Annotated in this window: 12 protein-coding genes; 10 read left to right on the top strand and 2 right to left on the bottom strand. The window is 52.1% G+C overall.

Going from position 1 to position 19,215, the window contains the following annotated elements:
- The first annotated feature begins 127 nt into the window (after positions 1-127).
- Both JNE38_RS16990 and JNE38_RS16985 read left to right on the top strand, forming a co-directional pair.
- Positions 128-2,527 (top strand): AAA family ATPase, encoded by a 2,400-nt coding sequence (locus tag JNE38_RS16990; RefSeq protein ID WP_203357608.1) that lies wholly within the window; start codon positions 128-130, stop codon positions 2,525-2,527.
- Between the two features lie 94 nt (positions 2,528-2,621).
- Positions 2,622-4,895, top strand: coding sequence for a S8 family serine peptidase (locus JNE38_RS16985; RefSeq protein WP_343071221.1), 2,274 nt, complete (start codon positions 2,622-2,624; stop codon positions 4,893-4,895).
- A gap of 10 nt (positions 4,896-4,905) precedes the next feature.
- Here the strand turns inward: JNE38_RS16985 and JNE38_RS16980 are convergent, their stop codons facing one another.
- Positions 4,906-6,603, bottom strand: coding sequence for a PucR family transcriptional regulator (locus JNE38_RS16980; protein ID WP_203357607.1), 1,698 nt, complete (start codon positions 6,601-6,603; stop codon positions 4,906-4,908).
- A 160-nt stretch (positions 6,604-6,763) separates the two neighbouring features.
- Between JNE38_RS16980 and JNE38_RS16975 the strand changes: the two genes are divergently transcribed.
- The 7 genes from JNE38_RS16975 (at position 6,764) to JNE38_RS16945 (ending at position 16,440) form a co-directional block, all read left to right on the top strand.
- A complete protein-coding gene (locus JNE38_RS16975) occupies positions 6,764-8,272 on the top strand; it encodes a CoA-acylating methylmalonate-semialdehyde dehydrogenase (RefSeq protein ID WP_203254843.1) in 1,509 nt (502 codons plus the stop codon).
- Positions 8,273-8,285: 13 nt separating this feature from the next.
- The gene (locus JNE38_RS16970; RefSeq protein ID WP_203254842.1) at positions 8,286-9,647 is read left to right on the top strand and encodes an aspartate aminotransferase family protein; all 1,362 of its coding nucleotides are present in this window, start codon (positions 8,286-8,288) and stop codon (positions 9,645-9,647) included.
- A 171-nt stretch (positions 9,648-9,818) separates the two neighbouring features.
- Complete coding sequence (locus tag JNE38_RS16965; RefSeq protein WP_203254841.1) at positions 9,819-10,406, top strand: LOG family protein; 588 nt, start codon at positions 9,819-9,821, stop codon at positions 10,404-10,406.
- A 175-nt stretch (positions 10,407-10,581) separates the two neighbouring features.
- On the top strand, positions 10,582-11,910 hold the full coding sequence (locus JNE38_RS16960; protein WP_203254840.1) for a hypothetical protein: 1,329 nt from the start codon (positions 10,582-10,584) through the stop codon (positions 11,908-11,910).
- Positions 11,911-12,094: 184 nt separating this feature from the next.
- Positions 12,095-13,282 (top strand): cytochrome P450, encoded by a 1,188-nt coding sequence (locus JNE38_RS16955; protein WP_238933351.1) that lies wholly within the window; start codon positions 12,095-12,097, stop codon positions 13,280-13,282.
- A 186-nt stretch (positions 13,283-13,468) separates the two neighbouring features.
- Positions 13,469-15,298 carry a UbiD family decarboxylase gene (locus JNE38_RS16950; RefSeq protein ID WP_203254838.1) on the top strand — a complete coding sequence of 610 codons (1,830 nt, stop codon included), beginning with the start codon at positions 13,469-13,471 and terminating at the stop codon, positions 15,296-15,298.
- Positions 15,299-15,504: 206 nt separating this feature from the next.
- Positions 15,505-16,440, top strand: coding sequence for an aldo/keto reductase (locus JNE38_RS16945; protein ID WP_203254837.1), 936 nt, complete (start codon positions 15,505-15,507; stop codon positions 16,438-16,440).
- A gap of 58 nt (positions 16,441-16,498) precedes the next feature.
- Here JNE38_RS16945 and JNE38_RS16940 read toward each other — a convergent pair whose 3' ends face one another.
- Entirely contained in the window at positions 16,499-17,809 is a 1,311-nt protein-coding gene (locus JNE38_RS16940; protein WP_203357606.1) for an MFS transporter, read from the bottom strand.
- Positions 17,810-18,016: 207 nt separating this feature from the next.
- On the opposite strand from JNE38_RS16940, the gene JNE38_RS16935 reads away from it, so the two are divergent.
- Positions 18,017-19,213 (top strand): iron-containing alcohol dehydrogenase, encoded by a 1,197-nt coding sequence (locus JNE38_RS16935; protein ID WP_203254836.1) that lies wholly within the window; start codon positions 18,017-18,019, stop codon positions 19,211-19,213.
- Positions 19,214-19,215 lie beyond the last annotated feature (2 nt).

Genomic DNA, 19,215 nt, shown 5'->3' with positions numbered 1-19,215 from the left:
CTTTTTCTAGGCTGGCTTCTTTGTCGCGAGATGTCTTGATACGATAATAAAGTCCGGCAATTCTTTTCATGCTCCTCTAAATATGCTACAACAGTAGGGACAGAAGGATCGGAAGGAGCAAAACATGATGCATCAACAAGAAGAACGGAATCCAATCCAATTGATCGAACGGTGGCGCACAAATCCGCCTGGAATACGAGAAATTACAGAAGGCGAATTAATCTCTTTGCTGAGGGAGATCGAGCAGCAAAGGAGCACGAATCCGGACGGTGCTGCTCTGGATCGCGCTGAGGCCGTTGTACTCACCCGAATGGCTGCACAGCGAATGACGAAGAGGGGCGGGGTGACTCTGGCGGAAGAATGGCTGGAAAGAGCCGAGCAGCTCGATCCGACGTATCTGACAGCGACGGAGTACCGCCTACAGCTTTGTTTTTCCCAGCTGCGGGATCACGTTCTCGCAAATGCATTCCCGTCTATCAGGGAGACAGACAATGTGGTGACGCGCAGACGGACCGTTGAAGTTCTGTCTGCCTTGGCAGCCTCGGAGACAGACGATATGGGCAAATGGCGGACTCTCGCGGCCAAAGCGGTTTCGCTTGCGACAAAGCTGAAGGACCCGCAATGCCAGGCTATCGCCGCCCAGGTGGAGCAGATATATGTGGCACGGGAGCAGCTCCTGCTCGAATTGAAAGAAAGGGTCCAAGCCTACGCGGGTTCCCTTTCCGGTGTCTTTTTTTCGACCGAGATGCTAGGCCAGCTGCAGGACACGATACGCAAGCTGGCTGCGCAGCATGAGCAAAAAGCGCTTCTGCTGCAGCAAGACGAATCTGGTGAGGAAGAGGAAGACGCGGGGCGTGAGCTTTCGGCGTTAGAACAGCTGGAAGGCTTGATTGGGCTTGGAGAAATCAAACTGCGTGTCCGTCAGCTTGCTCAATTCCTGCAGTATCAAAGGTTGCGTGAAGAAAAAGGCTGGCACATGCACGATCAATTGCCGCTTCATTTGGTCCTGATGGGGAATCCCGGAACAGGGAAAACCACATTGGCCCGCCTGATGGCTCGGCTGTACCACGAGCTCGGTCTGCTAGAGCATGGTCAGATGATCGAGGTCGATCGATCTCATTTGATCGGAGCTTACGTGGGTCAAACGGAGCAGCGTGTCATGGAGGCAGTCAAGCAGGCTGACGGAGGCGTGCTGTTCATCGACGAGGCCTACAGCCTGAAGCGGCCGGATAGTTCGGGCAGCGACTATGGACAGGTAGCGATTGATACACTGGTCGCTGCCATGACAAGCGGCGAATATGCAGGTCGATTTGTCGTCATTTTGGCAGGGTACCCGGAGGAAATGCGTCATTTTCTGCTGGCAAATCCAGGGCTGTACAGCCGCTTTCCTGAGACCGGGCATTTTCTGCTGCCGAACTACTCGGCGGAAGAGCTTCTGCTCATCGCCGATCATGTCGCGCATCGCAACGATTTCTCCCTGACGGCGCCAGCGAAACTTGCCTTGCGCCAGCGAGTGGAAAAATCACAGGTGGACGACACCTTCGGAAACGCGCGGACCGTCACCAATATTGTGCTGGATGCCATCTTTTCCAAAGGGCGTGCAACAGCGGGAAAAGACCTGCAGTGGGAGGATTACACCGTTCTGCTTCCCGAGGATGTCGCAGAAGATGTGGTCACGACGGATGAGCCAACCGCCACAGAGCGTCTGGAGAGTCTGGTCGGTCTGGAACAGGTCAAGGCCGAGCTGAAGAAGATCGCGGCATTTGTAGCGGTACAGCAGGAGAGGGGTTCTCTCGGGATGCCGATGAGTCCGGTGGAGCTGCACGCGGTATTTACAGGCAATCCGGGAACGGGAAAAACGACAGTAGCTGCTCTCTACGCTCAAATCCTAAAAGAGATTGGCTATCTCAAGCGCGGTCATCTGGTCCAAGCGAGTCGGGCTGATCTGGTGGCAGGTTATGTCGGTCAAACGGCAGCGCATACCCGCAGAAAAGTGCGTGAAGCACTCGGCGGTGTCCTTTTCATCGATGAAGCTTATTCTTTGCTCGGCAACGGTGAGCGGGATTTTGGCCAAGAGGCAATCCATACTTTGGTAGAAGAGATGACCAGGCACGAGGAAAATCTCGTTGTCGTACTGGCAGGCTACCCTTTTGAAATGAATCAGCTTTTGACGAGCAACCCGGGGCTGCTGTCACGGTTTAAAAAATACGTCCACTTTGCTGATTATACCGTGGATGAACTCGTCTTGATTCTCCAGCAGGCGGCGAGTGAAGCAGGTTATCAGATAGACAGCCGTGTAATCGGCCAGATCAAAGACAAGCTGCTCGCAGTGACGGAATCACAGCGACTCGACGGAAATGGTCGATTCAGCCGGAATTTGCTGCAGGAAGCGATGCAGCATCAAGCTGTGCGCTTGATGGCAGTGCCGAAACAAAGCTGGACTCAGGAGCTGCTGACGACGCTGGAGTGGGCAGATTTCGCACCGATGCTGGATTGGATTGGGGAAGAGAAAGGGACGGAGAACTAGTTTTTGTCTCAGTTCTCCTTCTTCCCTCCCTTTTTCAAATACACTCTTTCCCGTATAATGGAAACATTACGCCAATTTGGGGAAGGGTGTTTTTGTGTTGCATAGAAGTTGGAACGCGGCACTATCCACAGCCATTGTTTTATCACTACTCGCCGCCACGCTGCCCGCACATGCCAAGCAGTCAGGAGAGCGCCGAGGAAGAATTCAGATCGAAGCAAAAGAAGAGCTGGCAGTAGACACAGCTTCATCCCGATCGGCCAAGTCGGAGCTAGTCATCATCCAGCTAAGCGGACCTGTGCGAGAGGATTGGAAGGAAGAAATAGAAGGCACGGGAGTCACGCTGGGAGATTACATACCGGATTATGCTTTTCTCGCAAAGCTGGGACATGCGCAAGATAAAAAGAAGCTGGAGAGACTGTCTTTCGTAGAGAAAGTGACCCCTTACACACCCGTTTCCAAGGTTGCGCCTAGTCTGCGATCCGCACTGGGAGGACAAAAGGCGGTCCAGGTCGCGGTAGTAGGCTTTGACCGAAAAGTGAATATGCGGCACACAGTGAACAGCCTGTCCGTGATGAACAGCGTGCAAGATTTGCAAATCATGGATGATGCGAAGCATATTTCCGTCGCAACGATGAGTGGACAAGACCTGGAAGAGGTGATTCAGTCAGAGGACGTGATCGCGGTCGTGCCAGTTCCGGAAAACAAGCTGCACAACGATGTGGCTGCCGCGATTATCCACGCGGATGAGCTGGCTTCATCTGGTTATACCGGAGAGGGTCAGATCGTCGGTGTCGCGGATACGGGACTGGACACCGGACGAGAAGAGTCGATGCATCCCGACTTTCAAGGCCAGATCAAGAATCTGTATGCAATCGGAAGAGCCGGTGATCCCAGCGATCAGCACGGTCATGGCACACATGTAGCTGGTTCCATCCTAGGGACGGGAGCGGCATCTGACGGCAAATACAAAGGGATGGCTCCAAAGGCCAAGCTTGTGTTTCATGCCATTGAGAGTGAGGAAGGCCTGAAGACGGATGTGAAAACGATCTTGTCGCAAGCGTACGAGGATGGTGCGCGGATTCATTCCGATTCGTGGGGGGACGACGACAACGGGGAGTACAGTCTCACCTCCTTTCTGTTCGACCAATTCCTGTGGGAGCACCCGGATATGACCGCATTAGTGGCGGCAGGCAACGATGGGAAAAAAGGGTATCAATCCATTGGCAGCCCGGCTACAGCGAAAAATGTCATAGCCGTAGGGGCGACGGAGAACGACAGGCCTGATCTGGGAACAGAGTCCAATGACATTGACGACGTATGGAAATTCAGCAGCCGCGGTCTGACCTCGGATGGCCGGATCAAGCCGGACCTCGTAGCTCCAGGAACATCGATCATCTCCACTCGTTCTGCTCTCGCGCCAAGCAAAAACTTCGATCAGCGTGTGGATAACCGCTACGCATACATGACAGGGACGAGCATGGCGACGGCGATCATGGCTGGGGGTGTCGCTCAAATCCGACAGTTCCTGGATGAACGTGGGGAAAAGGAGCCGAGCGGAGCCCTGCTCAAGGCCATTCTGCTCAGCAGCGCTGAAGAGCTTGACGAAGACATGCGCTTGCAAGGCTATGGTCGGGCCAACCTCACTCATGCCATCGAAACGAGCTACAAGGACGAGAAGAAGGGTATCAAGACGAGAGACAAAGTCAAATACTCGGTCAAGGTGACGGACGATTCGAAACCGTTAGCCATTACGCTAGCTTGGACGGACTATCCATCCGCATTGGTAGCCAAGCGAGCGTTGGTCAACGACTTGAATCTCACGGTCACGACACCGAGTGGGGAAAAGCTCAATGGAAATGACTTCTTCGAGGCTCCCTATGATGATGAGGTAGACAACCTGAACAACGTCGAGCAAATCTGGATCAAGGAACCGGAAAAGGGGATTTATACGGTTACCGTGCAGGGCTACAATATTCCAAAAGGTCCGCAGCCCTATGCACTCGCTACGACGGGAAAATGGGCAACCGCAGAGGAGCCGGATCCGGGGCAGGAACCCGAGCAGCCCGGAACTGGGGCCAATACGTACGTGGGAAATGTGAACGAGAGTAAGCCAACTCATTCCTATAAGATTCGCGCCTTGAAGCAAGGGCTTCTGACAGTCTCCCTCGACTGGGCGGGAGATGCGGATGTAGACGTGTATGTATATGACAGACAAAAGAAGGAAATCGCCTCAGCCGTGAGCTCCAATCATCCGGAAAAGCTGGAAGTCGAACTGAGCAAAACGGGCATATATGAGGTGAGCGTAGTTTGGAAAAAAGGGAGCAAAGCCAACTATAAACTGTGGGTAAGCTATCCGACGAGGAAATAAAGACACGGTGTCATTCCACCGTGCCACTGTCCGGTCTTGCGAGCGATCGCGGACCGGATTTTTTATTGCTTTCAGGGGTACTGGGTTCCTTTTCGAGCCAGTCGAGTGCGCGCAGGGCGATTTCGTAGCATAGTCGCCGATGCGGCAAGGTAAAATCTTCTCCGAGACATTCCGTAATCTTCTCCAGTCGGTGATAAAGCGTCTGGCGGTGAATATACAATTTCTCTGCAGCTTCCTGCTTGGAGAGATGGGCATCGAGGTAGACGCGCAGGGTGGATACAAGGGATGACCCGTACTCCCGGTCATGTGCGAGAAGAGGACCGAGATAATCGTCAATGAAGTTTTGCAAGACAGGTTCTGGCGGGATGTGAAAGAGAAGTCGAAACAGACCGAGATCCGAAAAGAAAGGACTTTGCGCTTCATGCTGGAAAGCAAGCGCCTGCTGTGCCTCAGCCAAATGCTGGCCCGCCTCTGCCAAACGCCGGCCCACTCTGCCAATCCCAAACCAAATTTGTACATCGGCCCCCATCATCTGACGAGTGATTCGCTCGAGATCTTTCATGGCTTTTTCCAGCAAGCGACGCGAGTCTTTCTTGGGCTGTCGCTCCACGAGCAGAAAGGTAAAGCGGCTGCCTGTACAACGAATGAATGGACGCCAGCCGAGACGTGACAGGACCGAGCGAAAAACAGCGGTCAGGTCATGGGGGGGAAGGGAGTCCGAACGGTCGTTGGAAACACGCTGAAAGGACATGAGCATGGTGAGGTAAGCAGGGGTCCTTTCTGTTGCGGATAACCCCAAATGGGAGCGCATCCATTCTTCAGAGATGGGGCGATTAGCGATGAGATCGTCAAACAGCCGGTTTTCGGTAGCGAGAGCCTGTTCTTCCACGAACATTTTCCTCATCATGATCTGTGCCAACGTACTGACCGTGCTGTCCAGTGTCAGCAACAAATACTCGTCCGATTGGCGCTCATAGAGCACGATGCCAAGGTAGGCGAGCAGATGACCCATGGCCATGACTGGTTGATAGACGATTTGCTTTGTATCCGTCAGCTGGAAGGAATTCACTGTCCCATTCGTGCTTTCCAATTGAGAAAGATGACTGCGCATCAACTCGGTCAATTCAGTTTGCACACTCTGGGGTAGGGGAGGGACATACTGTGTGGCTCCGTCAGGGGTGTACAGAAACACTTGCGTCTGCACCGCGTTCTGAAAGTGCTGCAAGACCCGCGGGATTCCCTGGTATTGCAGGCTCAACTGCTGCAGGCTTCGCGAATACGCCTCCAGATCACGCAGCGCTTGCATTTGCCGATTGATCAAGTGCTCGTGCAAGTCTTGGGTGATATCGACAAAGCGGACAGGGCGATGAAAAACGATGAGGGGGAAGTCGTGATGATTGGCCATCTCGAGCATGTCCATGGGGATGTTCGGAATGTATTCCCCTAGCTCCATGCAAAGTCCTACCGCTTTTCTACGGATCAATTCCGACAAATAGGCAAGTCGCTTTTCCCTTTCGCCACCGAACCCGAGTCCGGTAGAGAGAATCAGCTCGCCACCATTTAAATATTGGCAGGAATCCGTCGTCTCTATGACGTGGACCCAGCGAACGGGACGGGCCAGGCCTCTGCTGCCTGCCACGACCTCCGCGTGCTCAAACAAGGGACGCTTGATCGATTCTGCGACCGTTAGGCGCCAGTCATTGCTCATCATTGCTCCCCCTTTTTACCACCACATGAAATGAGCCCCGGACAATCGACACTCTGTATGATTCATGCTACAGAAACGTTGACGCTTTGTCTAGTGATGACAAGTGTTGTTTTTGGATAAAATGGAATTGTCAAACAATGAACGTGGAGGAGTTGAAGGAATGAGTACAACAACTGTTGGCAATCCGTTGAAAAACTACATCGGTGGGCAGTGGGTAGAGTCTGCGACGAACCGTTACGAGGATATCCCCAATCCGGCAACCGGGGAGCTGTTGTCCAGAGTGCCGCTTTCTACCAAGGAAGACGTGGACAAGGCAGTCCAGGCGGCAAAAGAAGCCTTTATAGGATGGAGTGCTACGCCTGTAGCCGACCGTGCGCGCATCATGTTTCGTTTTCACAGTCTTTTGACCCAGCATCAGGATGAGCTGGCTGAGATGATCACGAGAGAAAATGGAAAGAACTTTCCGGAAGCCCAAGCCGAGCTGCTGCGCGGGATCGAGATGGTGGAGTTCGCATGTGGGATGCCAACCCTGATGATGGGGGAGACCCTGCCAAACATCGCTGCTAACATCGACGGTCAGGTCCTTCGTTTTCCGCTGGGTGTCGTGGCAGGGATCACTCCCTTCAACTTCCCGGTGATGGTGCCGATGTGGATGTATCCGATTGCCATTACAGCGGGGAATACGTTTGTCCTCAAGCCTTCCGAGCGCACACCGGTTTCCTCCATCCGCATCGCCGAGCTCCTGAAGGAAGCGGGCTTGCCGGATGGGGTGTTCAACGTCGTGAACGGCGCACATGATGTCGTGAACGGTTTGCTGGAGCATCCGGATGTGAAAGCGATTTCGTTTGTGGGTTCGCAGCCAGTCGCCGAGTACATCTACAAGACGGCAGCCACATACGGCAAGCGCGTGCAGGCACTGGCGGGGGCAAAGAACCATCACCTCGTCATGCCGGATTCCGATCTCAGACGCGCTGCCAAGACCATCGTGAGCTCCGCATTCGGATGTGCCGGCGAGCGCTGCATGGCAGCCAGTGCAGTCGTGGCTGTAGAAGAGATTGCAGACCAGCTGGTTCAATATTTGGTCGAGGAGTCGAACGCGCTGAAGATGGGGAACGGCTTGGAGCAGGGCGTTGACCTGGGACCGGTCATTCGCGATACTCATTTGTCCAAAGTGCACGATTACATCGAAAAAGGGGTAGCAGCCGGTGCCGACCTCGTGCGCGACGGGCGTGAGGATGCAAAGGATATGCCAGACGGCTACTTCCTCGGCCCGACTATTTTTGACAAGGCTGATGCTGAAATGGTCATCGTGCGGGATGAGATCTTTGCGCCTGTTCTGAGTGTCATGCGCGTGAAAGATTTCGAGCAAGGTCTCGAGACGATCAGCCGCTCCCGCTTTGGAAACGGTGCGACCATCTACACGAATAACGGCAAATGGGGAAGAGAATTCGTGCAGCGGGTCGAAGCAGGAATGGTCGGGGTGAATGTGGGTGTGCCGGCTCCGATGGGCTTCTTCGCCTTCTCTGGCTGGAAAGAGTCGTTTTACGGCGACTTGCATGCAAACGGGAAAGACGGCGTTCTTTTCTACACGAAGAAAAAGACAGTGACCTCCCGTTGGTTTGAAGATGGAGATACGAGCATCGGATCGCAAAAAGTCTTTGTCAAATAAGGGGGAGCCCAAGATGGCAGATCAACTGACGCAATCTTACGATAAAGAAAGCTTGCTGGATTCGGACCGTTCGCACATGTGGCATCACATGTCACCCTACAATCCGAATCCGATGATCGTGACGGAAGCGAGCGGCTCTTGGATTACGGATATCGACGGGAACCGCTATCTGGATGGGATGTCGGGATTGTGGTGCGTGAATATCGGATATGGTCGGCAAGAGCTGGCGGATGCGGCCTACGAGCAATTGAAGCAGCTTGCCTATTTCCCGCTGACGCAAAGTCACGTGCCAGCGATTCGCTTGGCGGAAAAAGTAAGCGAGTGGCTGGGTGCGGAATACCGGGTGTTCTTCTCCAACAGTGGTTCGGAGGCAAATGAAGTCGCCTTCAAGATCGCGAGGCAGTTCCATCATCAAAATGGCGAGCCTGGACGGTACAAATTTATTTCCCGCCACCGCGCGTATCACGGGAATACGATGGGGTCACTGGCAGCCACTGGCCAATCGATTCGCAAAGAGAAATACGAACCGCTTGCGCCTGGCTTCCTGCATGTACCACCGCCTTACTGCTACCGCTGTCCGGTCGGAAAATCCTATGGGAACTGTAACATGGAGTGCGCGCAGTTCTTTGATCAAGTCATCAACTGGGAAGGCGAGAAGACTGTTGCGGCTGTCATCATGGAGCCGACCATCACAGGCGGAGGCGTGATCGTGCCAGCTCCCGAATACATGCCAAAGGTAAGGGAGATCTGCGACAAGTACGGCGTGCTGATGATCGTCGACGAGGTCATTTGCGGTTTTGGGCGCTCCGGTGAACGATTCGGACATCAAAATTTCGGCGTGAAGCCGGACATCGTGACGATGGCAAAAGGGATTACCAGCGCGTATCTTCCACTGTCCGCGACTGCTGTCCGAGCCGACATCGCGGATAAATTCAATGAGCAAGGGAACAATCTGCACTTCCGTCACGTGAATACGTTCGGCGGTAATCCGGCTGCCTGTGCGCTTGCGCTGAAAAACCTGGAGCTGATGGAAGAAGAACAGCTCGTGGAGCGGGCCAAGGAGCTCGGGGCGCAGCTGCGTGACAAGCTGGCATTCCTGGCCGATCATCCGTATGTAGGGGACATCCGCAGCTTTGGATTCCTGATGGGCATCGAGATGGTAGAGGACCGCAGCACAAAGGAACCAGCGGCTCCGGCAAAGCTGACCCAAGTGATTGCCGAATGCAAGAAGCGCGGACTGATTATCGGGCGAAATGGCGATACGATTCCAGGCTTTAACAACGTTCTTACCTTATCGCCGCCATTCAGCACAACCAATGACGATATCGACTTCATTGCACAGGTCATGAAGGAAGCGTTTGATACCTTGGGCTAGCAGTTCAATCACATAAAGAGAAAAACGGGCATTCCGGGCGAGTAAGACTCGTGCGGAGTGACCCGTTTTTTCCATTTTCCGACACTCTCTTCTGGCATGTTCAAAAACGATGCGATAAACTTACTAATGGTACAAAGCGCATTCAACGTCACGAGATCTCGGGAGGATATCATGAAACGTATTTGTGTATTCGCAGGCTCCAACCCAGGAGTCAATCCTGCTTTCGAACAAGCTGCTGTGGAATTGGGCAGAGAGTTGGTTGCACGAGATCTTGATTTGGTCTACGGCGGCTCCAATATGGGGCTGATGGGGAGAGTCGCCAATTCTGTTCTGACGGGCGGCGGAAAGGCAATCGGGGTCATGCCGACTGGACTTTTCCGAGGAGAGATTGTGCATACGGGACTGACTGAGCTCCATGAAGTGGTCACCATGCATGAGAGAAAAGCAAAAATGAACGATCTGTCCGACGGGTTCATTGCATTGCCAGGAGGCTACGGTACGTTCGAAGAGATCTTTGAGGTAGTCAGCTGGGGGCAAATCGGGATTCACTCCAAACCAATCGGCCTATTGAATGTGGATGGCTACTACACACCACTCGTTGAAATGGTGAATCACGCCAAAGCGGCAGGCTTTATCCCTGCTATGCAGGGAGATTTCATCCTGTGCGAGAGCGATCCAGCTGTGCTGCTGGAAAAGATGAGCGTCTACACACCACCTGTCAAGGTGAACAAATGGTCGGAATTGACCGAGAAGGAATAGAAAAAAGCAGTTCGCACCGGCTGGTAAGCGAACTGCTTTTTTCATCCTCTTCATTGGAAAAGTTTTCTTGACATGGAGGACAAACTACGGTATTTTGAATGAATATATTATCCAAGTATTTTTATAGGATTAATGGGTATATGTTTCATTTATATAGAAAAGAGGAGGAACAACTATGATCACTTCGAAAAAACTGCTGCAGCTGTCAGCATCCGCAGCTATTCTGGCTGCGATTGTATTACCCCAAGGGGCAGGTGCGGCGGGACCATCCACTACGGTTCCAGCCCCTGCTTTGACGCTGGTTCAATCGGCAAAAGCTACCAACGAATACAGCACTTACATCCAGCAGCAATACGGTATTCAGCTCTCCGGGACAGTTTCCCGTGAACAGTTTGCATCTGCCTTGTCCAAGCTGGAAGCAAGTATTTCCAGTATATCGGAAAAAGATGCGGCTGCCAAAGGTTTCTTGGCAGCAGGTGCCGCTCCGTTCACGATTGGCGAAGCGATCAGCGCAGTGGTGAAGGCGGCAGACTTGAAAGAACTCGCTGCTACATACAGCGACGAAAAAGTGAATGCGGCCCTGAAAAAAGCAGAAATCGCCTATGAAAAAGGGGGGGGACTGTCTGCCCAGAACGCACAGGAGCTGGCAGTAGCCATTGACACGGGATTGATTTCGGCTGCACAACTGAAAGCAGCAAAGGTAACCGGTGCAGTTTCCGCTGATCTCGCTTATCAGTTCCTTGGAAAAGTAACAGAATTCAGCGGTCACTACAAAAATTATCTCGGAACCGTCGGAGAAGAAGGCATCTACGGCAAATTGGCGCAAGCCTGGTATGAGTCCCAGATCATTAAAGCAGGAGAACTGCAAGAGCTGGTAGACACGGCACTCAAACAAAACCTGATCACGGGCTACAATCTCAAGGACGCGGCCTTTGATCCGCATTTTGACCCGGCACTTACGATTACTTACGGACACAGTGACCTCATCCATGCGATCCAGCTGATCGGGCTTTTGAAGAGCGAAGGGATCGATGCAAAAGTCCAATTTGAGCCAAAAACTTCGGCTTTCATTTATCTGAAGGAATGGGGAGAGCCTGTTCAAACGGATGACTATCAGGTCGTGCAAATCGAAAACGGCAACTATATCGCCTACGCGAAAGAATACGATCTCAGCTTCGAGTTTGCGAGTGTCGATGAGAAAAAACGCTTCCAGCCATTGATTTTGAAATACGCCAAGAAAGATTCCGAGGACGCGGTAGGGCTGCTGAAAGGCTCTTGGTGGCAGCCTCTGTATCATTCTCGTACAGAGCTGGCTGATTATCCAGTCATCACGAATAATTTGCTGAAGGATGGCCGGTATATCGTTCAGTCGTTCTCTTTGAATGATCAATCTGCCAAAGTCGTGCAAGGCTTCAAGAAGCTCGACAGCCAGGTGGAGATTGAGACCTATCAGTTCTGGGTTGACCAACCTTTCTACAATTACCTGCTGGGTGAGTACAAGTAAAACGATCCAATAGCATCTTTCAAGGGAACGTCCTGCCAACAAGCGCGGATGACGAGATCCTTGAGAGATGCTTTTTTCATTTCAGCATCGTTCTCAACTTGTTCACGAGGTGCATAGGCATTCTTTCTTGGCAAAGATTAAACGTTGAAGCAGCTTCATGGCAATCACAGAGGAGTTGGACAGCGTGGAAAAAGAATTATCCGTCATCCTTGTTCGACAAAAGGCTTCCTCCCCGGAGGAGAACTGGAACGGCCGATTTGCGTGGTATGAGAAGATGCGAAAGGAGTCTCCTTTCACCTTTGACGAAGAAGCCAAGTGCTGGGATGTTTTTTCCTATGATGATATCGAAACCATCACGAAGAACAAGGAAGTATTTTCCTCAGAACGGCCGATCGAAGGAGAACGTAATATTCTCAATCTGGATCCGCCCCGTCATACGCAGCTGCGGGCGCTCGTGAGCAAAGCCTTCACTCCGAGAGAGCTGGCGTTGTGGAAGCCGCGGATCGAACAGATTACCGAGAGTCTGATCACAGAGCTGGGTGCAAAAGCGGAATTTGATCTCATCCGGGATCTCGCCTATCCGCTTCCCGTCATCGTCATTGCTGACATCCTCGGCGTTCCGGAGTCGGACCGGGAGAGCTTCAAGCATTGGTCAGACATTTTGGTGGCAAGTCCGAAAGCTTCCACCCCGGAAGCGTTCGCTGCTTTTCGGAAAACGAGAAGTGAGAGCATCGCGCAAATGACAGATTACTTTTTGCACATTATCCGCAAAAGGCAAGCCAATCCACAGAGCGATCTGATTTCCGTCCTGGTAGAAGCAGAAATAGATGGACAGAAATTGACGGAGTCGGAAATTCAATCGTTTTGTGGACTGCTGCTGGCAGCAGGCAACGAGACGACTACCAACCTGATCGGAAATACCATGTACGCCTTGCTGGAATCTCCATCCCGGTATGAACAGCTGCGCAAAGTTCCGTCTCTCATACCGTCTGCCATTGAAGAAGGACTTCGCTACCGCTCCCCCGTCCAAGCAATCGCCCGCGTGGCGAAGGAAGATTTCGATTTTGGGGGGAACAAAGTCAAAGCGGGGCAAGAGCTGATTTTGTGGATTGGTTCTGCCAATCGTGACGAAACCCATTTTCCACACGCGGATCAGTTTCTCATGGAACGTACTCCCAAGAACCATTTGTCTTTTGGAAAGGGCATTCATTTTTGCTTGGGTGCCCCATTGGCCAGAATGGAAGGGCAAATCGCATTTGAACATCTCGTGAAACGCTACCCGTCCTTGCATTTGGCTGATTCCTTCCAGCTAAACCCGATCGTCAGCGGGTTTGTTTACGGCCTCAAAAGTCTCGCTTTAACCGCAAACTAGTTCGGCTACCCATGCTCCTTACGACGGGCATGGGCTTTTTGTTCAAGGCAGCATCGTTTGACAACTCGAAAAAATTGATTTTAACTGGATTCGATAGACCTATGGACGAGCTCATGAGGTATGATAGACAGGTGAGCTTTATCATACGAACACAGCTATCTTTCTAGAGAATGGAGAATTGGATAGATGTACAGCAATTTAGAGGAATGCGTCATTGATTTGGAAAAAAACGGACACCTGGTTCGAATACGGGAAGAAGTCGATCCGTATTTGGAAATGGCGGCCATTCATTTAAAAGTGTATGAAGCGAAGGGACCCGCTTTGCTGTTTGAAAATGTCAAAGGCTCGAAGTTTCGGGCGGTATCCAATCTGTTTGGCACCATCGAGCGGAGCAAGTTCATCTTTCGCGATACGTGGAAAGCAGTGGAAAATGTGATCGCACTTCGCAACGATCCGATGAAGGCCCTGAAAAATCCTTTTAAGCATGTTGGAAATGGTCTGGCAGCATGGAAGGCCCTGCCGGCTCAGCAATCGGGAGGACAGCCCGTCACGACCCACGAAATCAGCATTTCCGATCTCCCTTTCATTCAAAGCTGGCCGATGGATGGAGGGGCATTTGTCACATTGCCCCAAGTGTACTCGGAGGATCCTGAGAAGCCGGGTATCATGAATTCCAACCTCGGCATGTACCGGGTGCAGTTGAACGGCAATGACTACGAGCTGAACAAGGAAATCGGCCTGCACTATCAAATTCACCGCGGGATTGGAATCCATCAAGATAAAGCGAATAAAATGGGCACCCCTCTAAAAGTAAGCTGCTTTATTGGAGGCCCGCCTGCCCACACCTTGTCTGCCGTCATGCCGTTGCCTGAAGGGATGAGCGAGCTGACCTTTGCGGGGATGCTGGCAGGACGTCGTTTTCAATACAGCTACATGGATGGCTTCTGTGTCAGCAACGACGCAGATTTTGTCATCACGGGGGAAATTCACGCCGGGGAGACGAAGCCGGAAGGGCCATTTGGCGACCATTTGGGCTATTACAGTCTCACGCATCCTTTTCCTGTGCTGAAGGTACACAAGGTCTATGCCAAGCCGAATGCCATTTTTCCTTTTACAGTGGTAGGGCGTCCGCCTCAGGAGGATACTTCGTTTGGAGCACTGATTCACGAGTTGACGGGAGATGCGATCGTCAAAGAAATCCCAGGGGTGAAAGAGGTCCATGCGGTAGATGCAGCCGGTGTCCATCCTCTGCTGTTTGCGATCGGAAGCGAGCGCTACACCCCGTATCAACGAGTGAAGCAGCCAACCGAGCTGCTGACGATCTCCAACCGCATCTTGGGTACGGGACAGCTGAGCCTGGCCAAATACTTGTTCATTACGGCGGAAGAAAACAAGAAGCTGGATACGCACCGGGAAGAGGAGTTCTTGACTTACATTCTGGAGCGAATAGACCTGCGGCGGGATATCCACTTCCAGACGAATACGACGATCGATACCCTTGACTATTCAGGAACTGGCCTGAACAGCGGCTCCAAAGTCATTTTTGCCGCTTATGGAGAGCAAAAAAGGGAGCTGTGCACCGAGGTTCCAGATGCGCTGAAGGAACTGCGGGACTATTCCGGTGCTCGGCTCGTCATGCCGGGAATTGTGGCACTGCAAGGGCCGAAATTCGTCGATTATGCGCAGACAGGGCGCGAGATGCAGGCGCTCAGCGATGCGATTCGGGATCGAGGAGATCTTCCTTCCTGCCCGTTTATCATTCTTTGCGATGACAGCGAATTTTTGGCGGCGAACATCAACAACTTCTTGTGGGCGACCTTTACGCGCAGCAATCCGTCGCATGACATTCACGGGGTTAACAGCTACTACGAGAACAAGCACTGGGCATGCGACAATGTCATCATTGACGCCCGCATGAAGCCCCATCATGCTCCGCCTCTCGTTCCGGATCCGACTGTGGAGAAAAACATAGAGCGCCTGTTTGCAAAAGGCGGCAGCCTGGCAGGGATTCTCTAAAGGTGCATCATTCAAAGATAGACCCAGTGGCGGTCTATTTTTTTTTATGGAGAAGGATAGGAAAAGCTTCGGTTCAATTAGACAGCTACCTGATGGAATGCTATAATTTTCCTGTAAAATCAACCAATTCTCCCATCTGACAATAGGGATTTGGGGTCGAGTAGCAAAATCGCACGCCAGTAAAAACCAAAGGAGCTGAAAACGCCATGACTCAGAAAACGCGCATCGGCAAGACGGATCTGTATGTGAATCCCATCGGCTTGGGAGCGAATGCGGTAGGCGGACACAACATTTATCCGAACCTCAGTGATGATACCGGAAGAGACGTTGTTCGAGCTGCTTTGGAAAATGGGATCAATTTCATCGATACGGCATTTATTTACGGACCGGGAAGATCAGAGGAATTGATCGGGGAGGTCATCAAAGAAAAAGGGAATCGTCACGACGTCGTGATTGCGACCAAGGGAGCACATAAATTCGTCGATGGCAAAGTCGTCTTTGACAACTCACCCGCGTTTTTGCAAGAATCAGTCGAGGCTAGCTTGAAACGGTTGCAGACCGACTATATCGATCTGTTCTACATTCACTTTCCGGATGAGGCGACTCACAAGGACGAAGCTGTAGGAGCGCTGGCCAAGCTGAAAGCGGAAGGAAAGATCCGGGCGATTGGGGTCTCCAACTTTTCCATCCACCAACTCCGCCAAGCGAACGCTGACGGCCATGTAGATGTCCTGCAATCTGAATACAACCTGTTCAAACGTGGTGTGGAAAACGAAATTCTTCCGTATTGTGCGCAGCAGGGCATTTCGTTCGTACCGTATTTCCCGCTAGCAGCAGGATTGTTGGGAGGAAAGTATACGAAAGAGACGACCTTTGCAGATGGTCGCAGCAGAAACCCGATGTTCCAGGGAGATCAATTCGCACGCAATCTGGAAAAAGTGGAACAGCTTCGTGAGATCGCCCATTCCAAGGAGGCAGAGGTCGCTCACATCGTCCTTGCCTGGTATCTGACAGTGGATGCGATTGATGCCCTGATCCCTGGTGCGAAGAAGCCGGATCAAGTAACGAATACGCTGAAGACGCTCGATGTATCGCTGACGCCAGCAGAAGTTCATAAAATCAGCCAAATTTTCGAAGGATAAGATCTGTCCATAGGAAGACGAGGAGCATATGCATGCTCCTCGTTTTTTTATTTTTGTTTTATTTCCCATGTCCCGTTCCCGCATCGATCTTGGACACCTTGGAGGATTCGCCCATTCGCCAATATGCGAAGAGACTGATTAAGATGCAGAGGGAGACGTAGAAATAAAAGAGTGACTCTGCTCCAGCGCTTTTCAGCCAAAGCGCAACGAATTCGGCAGTTCCTCCGAATATGGCTACCGTGAGGGAATACGGGAAACCGACACCGAGCGCGCGTATCTCAGTCGGAAATAGCTCGGCTTTTACGACGGCGTTGATGGAAGTGTAGCCCGTAATGATGATGAGACCGACCATCATGAGCACAAACGCCACGACAGGCGAATGAGCGCCTTCCATCAGCAAAAACAGCGGAACTGTGAGCAGCGTCCCAAAAATACCAAATGTCAGCAGCAGGGGACGACGACCGATCCGATCGGAGAGAGAGCCTGCGAGAGGCTGGATCAGAGCAAAGATGAGAAGGGCGATAAAGTTGATCCAGCTGACCGTTTTTTTGTCGAGCCCGACCGTGTTGACCATGAACTTTTGCAAATACGTCGTATAGGTATAGAACGCAACTGTTCCGCCGAGCGTCAATCCGACGACCGTAAACACCGCTTTGGGGTACTGCATCAAAGCCTCGAGGGTGCCGGCTTTTTTCTTTTTCTCCGACCCCATTTTCGCAAATTGCTCGGATTCATCCATGGAGGTGCGCAGCCACAGGACTGCAAGTGCACCCAGGGCGCCAATGACGAAGGGGATTCGCCAGCCCCATGCAGTCATGGCTTCTTCATTCAGCAGGACCTGCAGAATGATCTGCACACCAAGTGCGACCATCTGTCCGGCAACCAGTGTGACGTATTGAAAGCTGGAATAAAATCCACGCCTGCCGCTGCTCGCCATCTCCGATAAGTATGTAGCGGATGTTCCGTACTCTCCGCCCAATGAAAGGCCTTGAAGCAGACGAGCGATGACGAGAATGATCGGAGACAGCACACCAATGGAGTTGTAGCTGGGAGTACAGGCGATGATCAATGAGCCTCCTGCCATGATCAAGATCGAGAGGGTGAGTGCGGCGCGTCGTCCTCGTCGATCGGCATACTGTCCCATCAGCAAGCTGCCGATTGGACGCATGAGAAAGCCGACGGCAAAAATGGCGGCTGTATTCAACAATTGACTGGTAGGGTCGCCTTTCGGAAAAAATTCTTCGGAAAAATACACAGCGAATGCAGAGTAGACGTACCAGTCGTACCATTCGATGAGGTTACCCATTGACCCCTTGAAGATGTTCGATGTGATGCGTCTGGACTGTCTGCGCTCATCAGATAGAGTCATCATGCCTACCTCCTGGTGAAAATACAGATGAAAGATGCCGTTTGGCGAAGATCTTTCGTTTCGTGTAGTTAGTATGACCCTTCAGCCTGTGACTTTAGCCGGAATTTTTCCAGATGATGCATGTGCAGGGAGATTAGAGGATTATCGATATAGAATACTGAAAATATCGTATATTGAAAAAATATCAGAACTGAGGAGAGGAACGCCATGCTCAATGAATTTTATGAGGTGCTCATGCCAAAGAAAATGCTCTATGGGCGTGATTCGTTTTCACAGGTAGGAATACAGGCAGCAGAGCTGGGGAAGAAGGCATTGATCATCAGTGATCCCGTTATGGAAAAGGTAGGGAACGTTTCGTTGTGTGAATCGTATTTACAGGAGAGAGGTGTGGCTGCTGCCAGGTATACAGGCATCGATGCGGAACCCACCGACCTTCACGTACAGGCGGCACTGGATGTATGCGTACAAGAGAAATGCGAGCTCATCGTAGCGGTCGGGGGAGGCAGCTGCATCGATACGGCCAAGGCCGTTGCCGTCATGGCGACCAATGAAGGGTACATCGGGGATTACATGGGGTCTCAAAAAGCGTTTGCGGCACCCCCGCTTCCACTCGTCGCTTGTCCGACGACAGCTGGGACGGGATCAGAGGTGACAAAGGTAACGGTCATCATCAACACTCAGACACAGGTGAAAATGATGATTTCGAAGCCTGAGCTGCTTCCAGCCGTAGCGATTGTTGACCCTGTCTTGACTTTATCCTGTCCCCCAGCCGTGACAGCTGCTACGGGAGTAGACGCGCTTTGCCATGCCGTAGAAGCGTATTTGTCTCGCAAATCACAACCGGTTACAGATACGCTGGCATTGACGGCAATCGCTTGGATCATAGGAAATTTGCTGCAGTGTTATCGGGATGGCGAAGATTTGGATGCCAGGGAAAAAGTCGCGTTGGGTGCCATGCTGGCCGGTGCCGCGTTTTCCAATGCCTCGGTAACGCTCGTACACGGAATGTCACGGCCGATCGGGGCACTCTTTCATGTCCCGCATGGCATATCCAATGCCATGCTACTGCCCGTCGTCCTCGATTACACGAAAGACAGTGCGGTTGATAAGTTGGCCAATATTGGCTGCCACTTGCATCCAGAGTGGAAGCATGTATCGAAGCAGCAAGCAGCCGAGCAAACGATTGCGAAGATCAAGGAGCTGTGCGCCTTGCTCCATATCCCGAACATGAAATCATGGGGGATTGATCAGGAAGCATTCGAGCGCTCCCTATCCAAAATGGCGACCGATGCATTGGCTAGCGGAAGTCCCGGCAACAATCCAATCGTTCCTACTCATCAAGAGATTATGCATCTGTATCAGGTGAGCTATGATTACGAACTGACAAGTCCCCGTTTTGCTTGACA

The sequence above is a fragment of the Brevibacillus choshinensis genome, assembly GCF_016811915.1.
Taxonomy (GTDB): Bacteria; Bacillota; Bacilli; order Brevibacillales; family Brevibacillaceae; genus Brevibacillus; species Brevibacillus choshinensis_A.
The sequence above is the reverse complement of the archived record's forward strand: the minus strand, read 5'-3'. Positions and strand labels throughout refer to the sequence as shown.

Coding starts and splice junctions, on each gene's coding strand:
- JNE38_RS16975 (WP_203254843.1), top strand. CDS start 6,764: ATGAGTACAACAACTGTTGGCAATCCGTTGAAAAACTACATCGGTGGG.
- JNE38_RS16945 (WP_203254837.1), top strand. CDS start 15,505: ATGACTCAGAAAACGCGCATCGGCAAGACGGATCTGTATGTGAATCCC.
- JNE38_RS16960 (WP_203254840.1), top strand. CDS start 10,582: ATGATCACTTCGAAAAAACTGCTGCAGCTGTCAGCATCCGCAGCTATT.
- JNE38_RS16990 (WP_203357608.1), top strand. CDS start 128: ATGCATCAACAAGAAGAACGGAATCCAATCCAATTGATCGAACGGTGG.
- JNE38_RS16965 (WP_203254841.1), top strand. CDS start 9,819: ATGAAACGTATTTGTGTATTCGCAGGCTCCAACCCAGGAGTCAATCCT.
- JNE38_RS16950 (WP_203254838.1), top strand. CDS start 13,469: ATGTACAGCAATTTAGAGGAATGCGTCATTGATTTGGAAAAAAACGGA.
- JNE38_RS16980 (WP_203357607.1), bottom strand. CDS start 6,603: ATGAGCAATGACTGGCGCCTAACGGTCGCAGAATCGATCAAGCGTCCC.
- JNE38_RS16940 (WP_203357606.1), bottom strand. CDS start 17,809: ATGACTCTATCTGATGAGCGCAGACAGTCCAGACGCATCACATCGAAC.
- JNE38_RS16970 (WP_203254842.1), top strand. CDS start 8,286: ATGGCAGATCAACTGACGCAATCTTACGATAAAGAAAGCTTGCTGGAT.
- JNE38_RS16935 (WP_203254836.1), top strand. CDS start 18,017: ATGCTCAATGAATTTTATGAGGTGCTCATGCCAAAGAAAATGCTCTAT.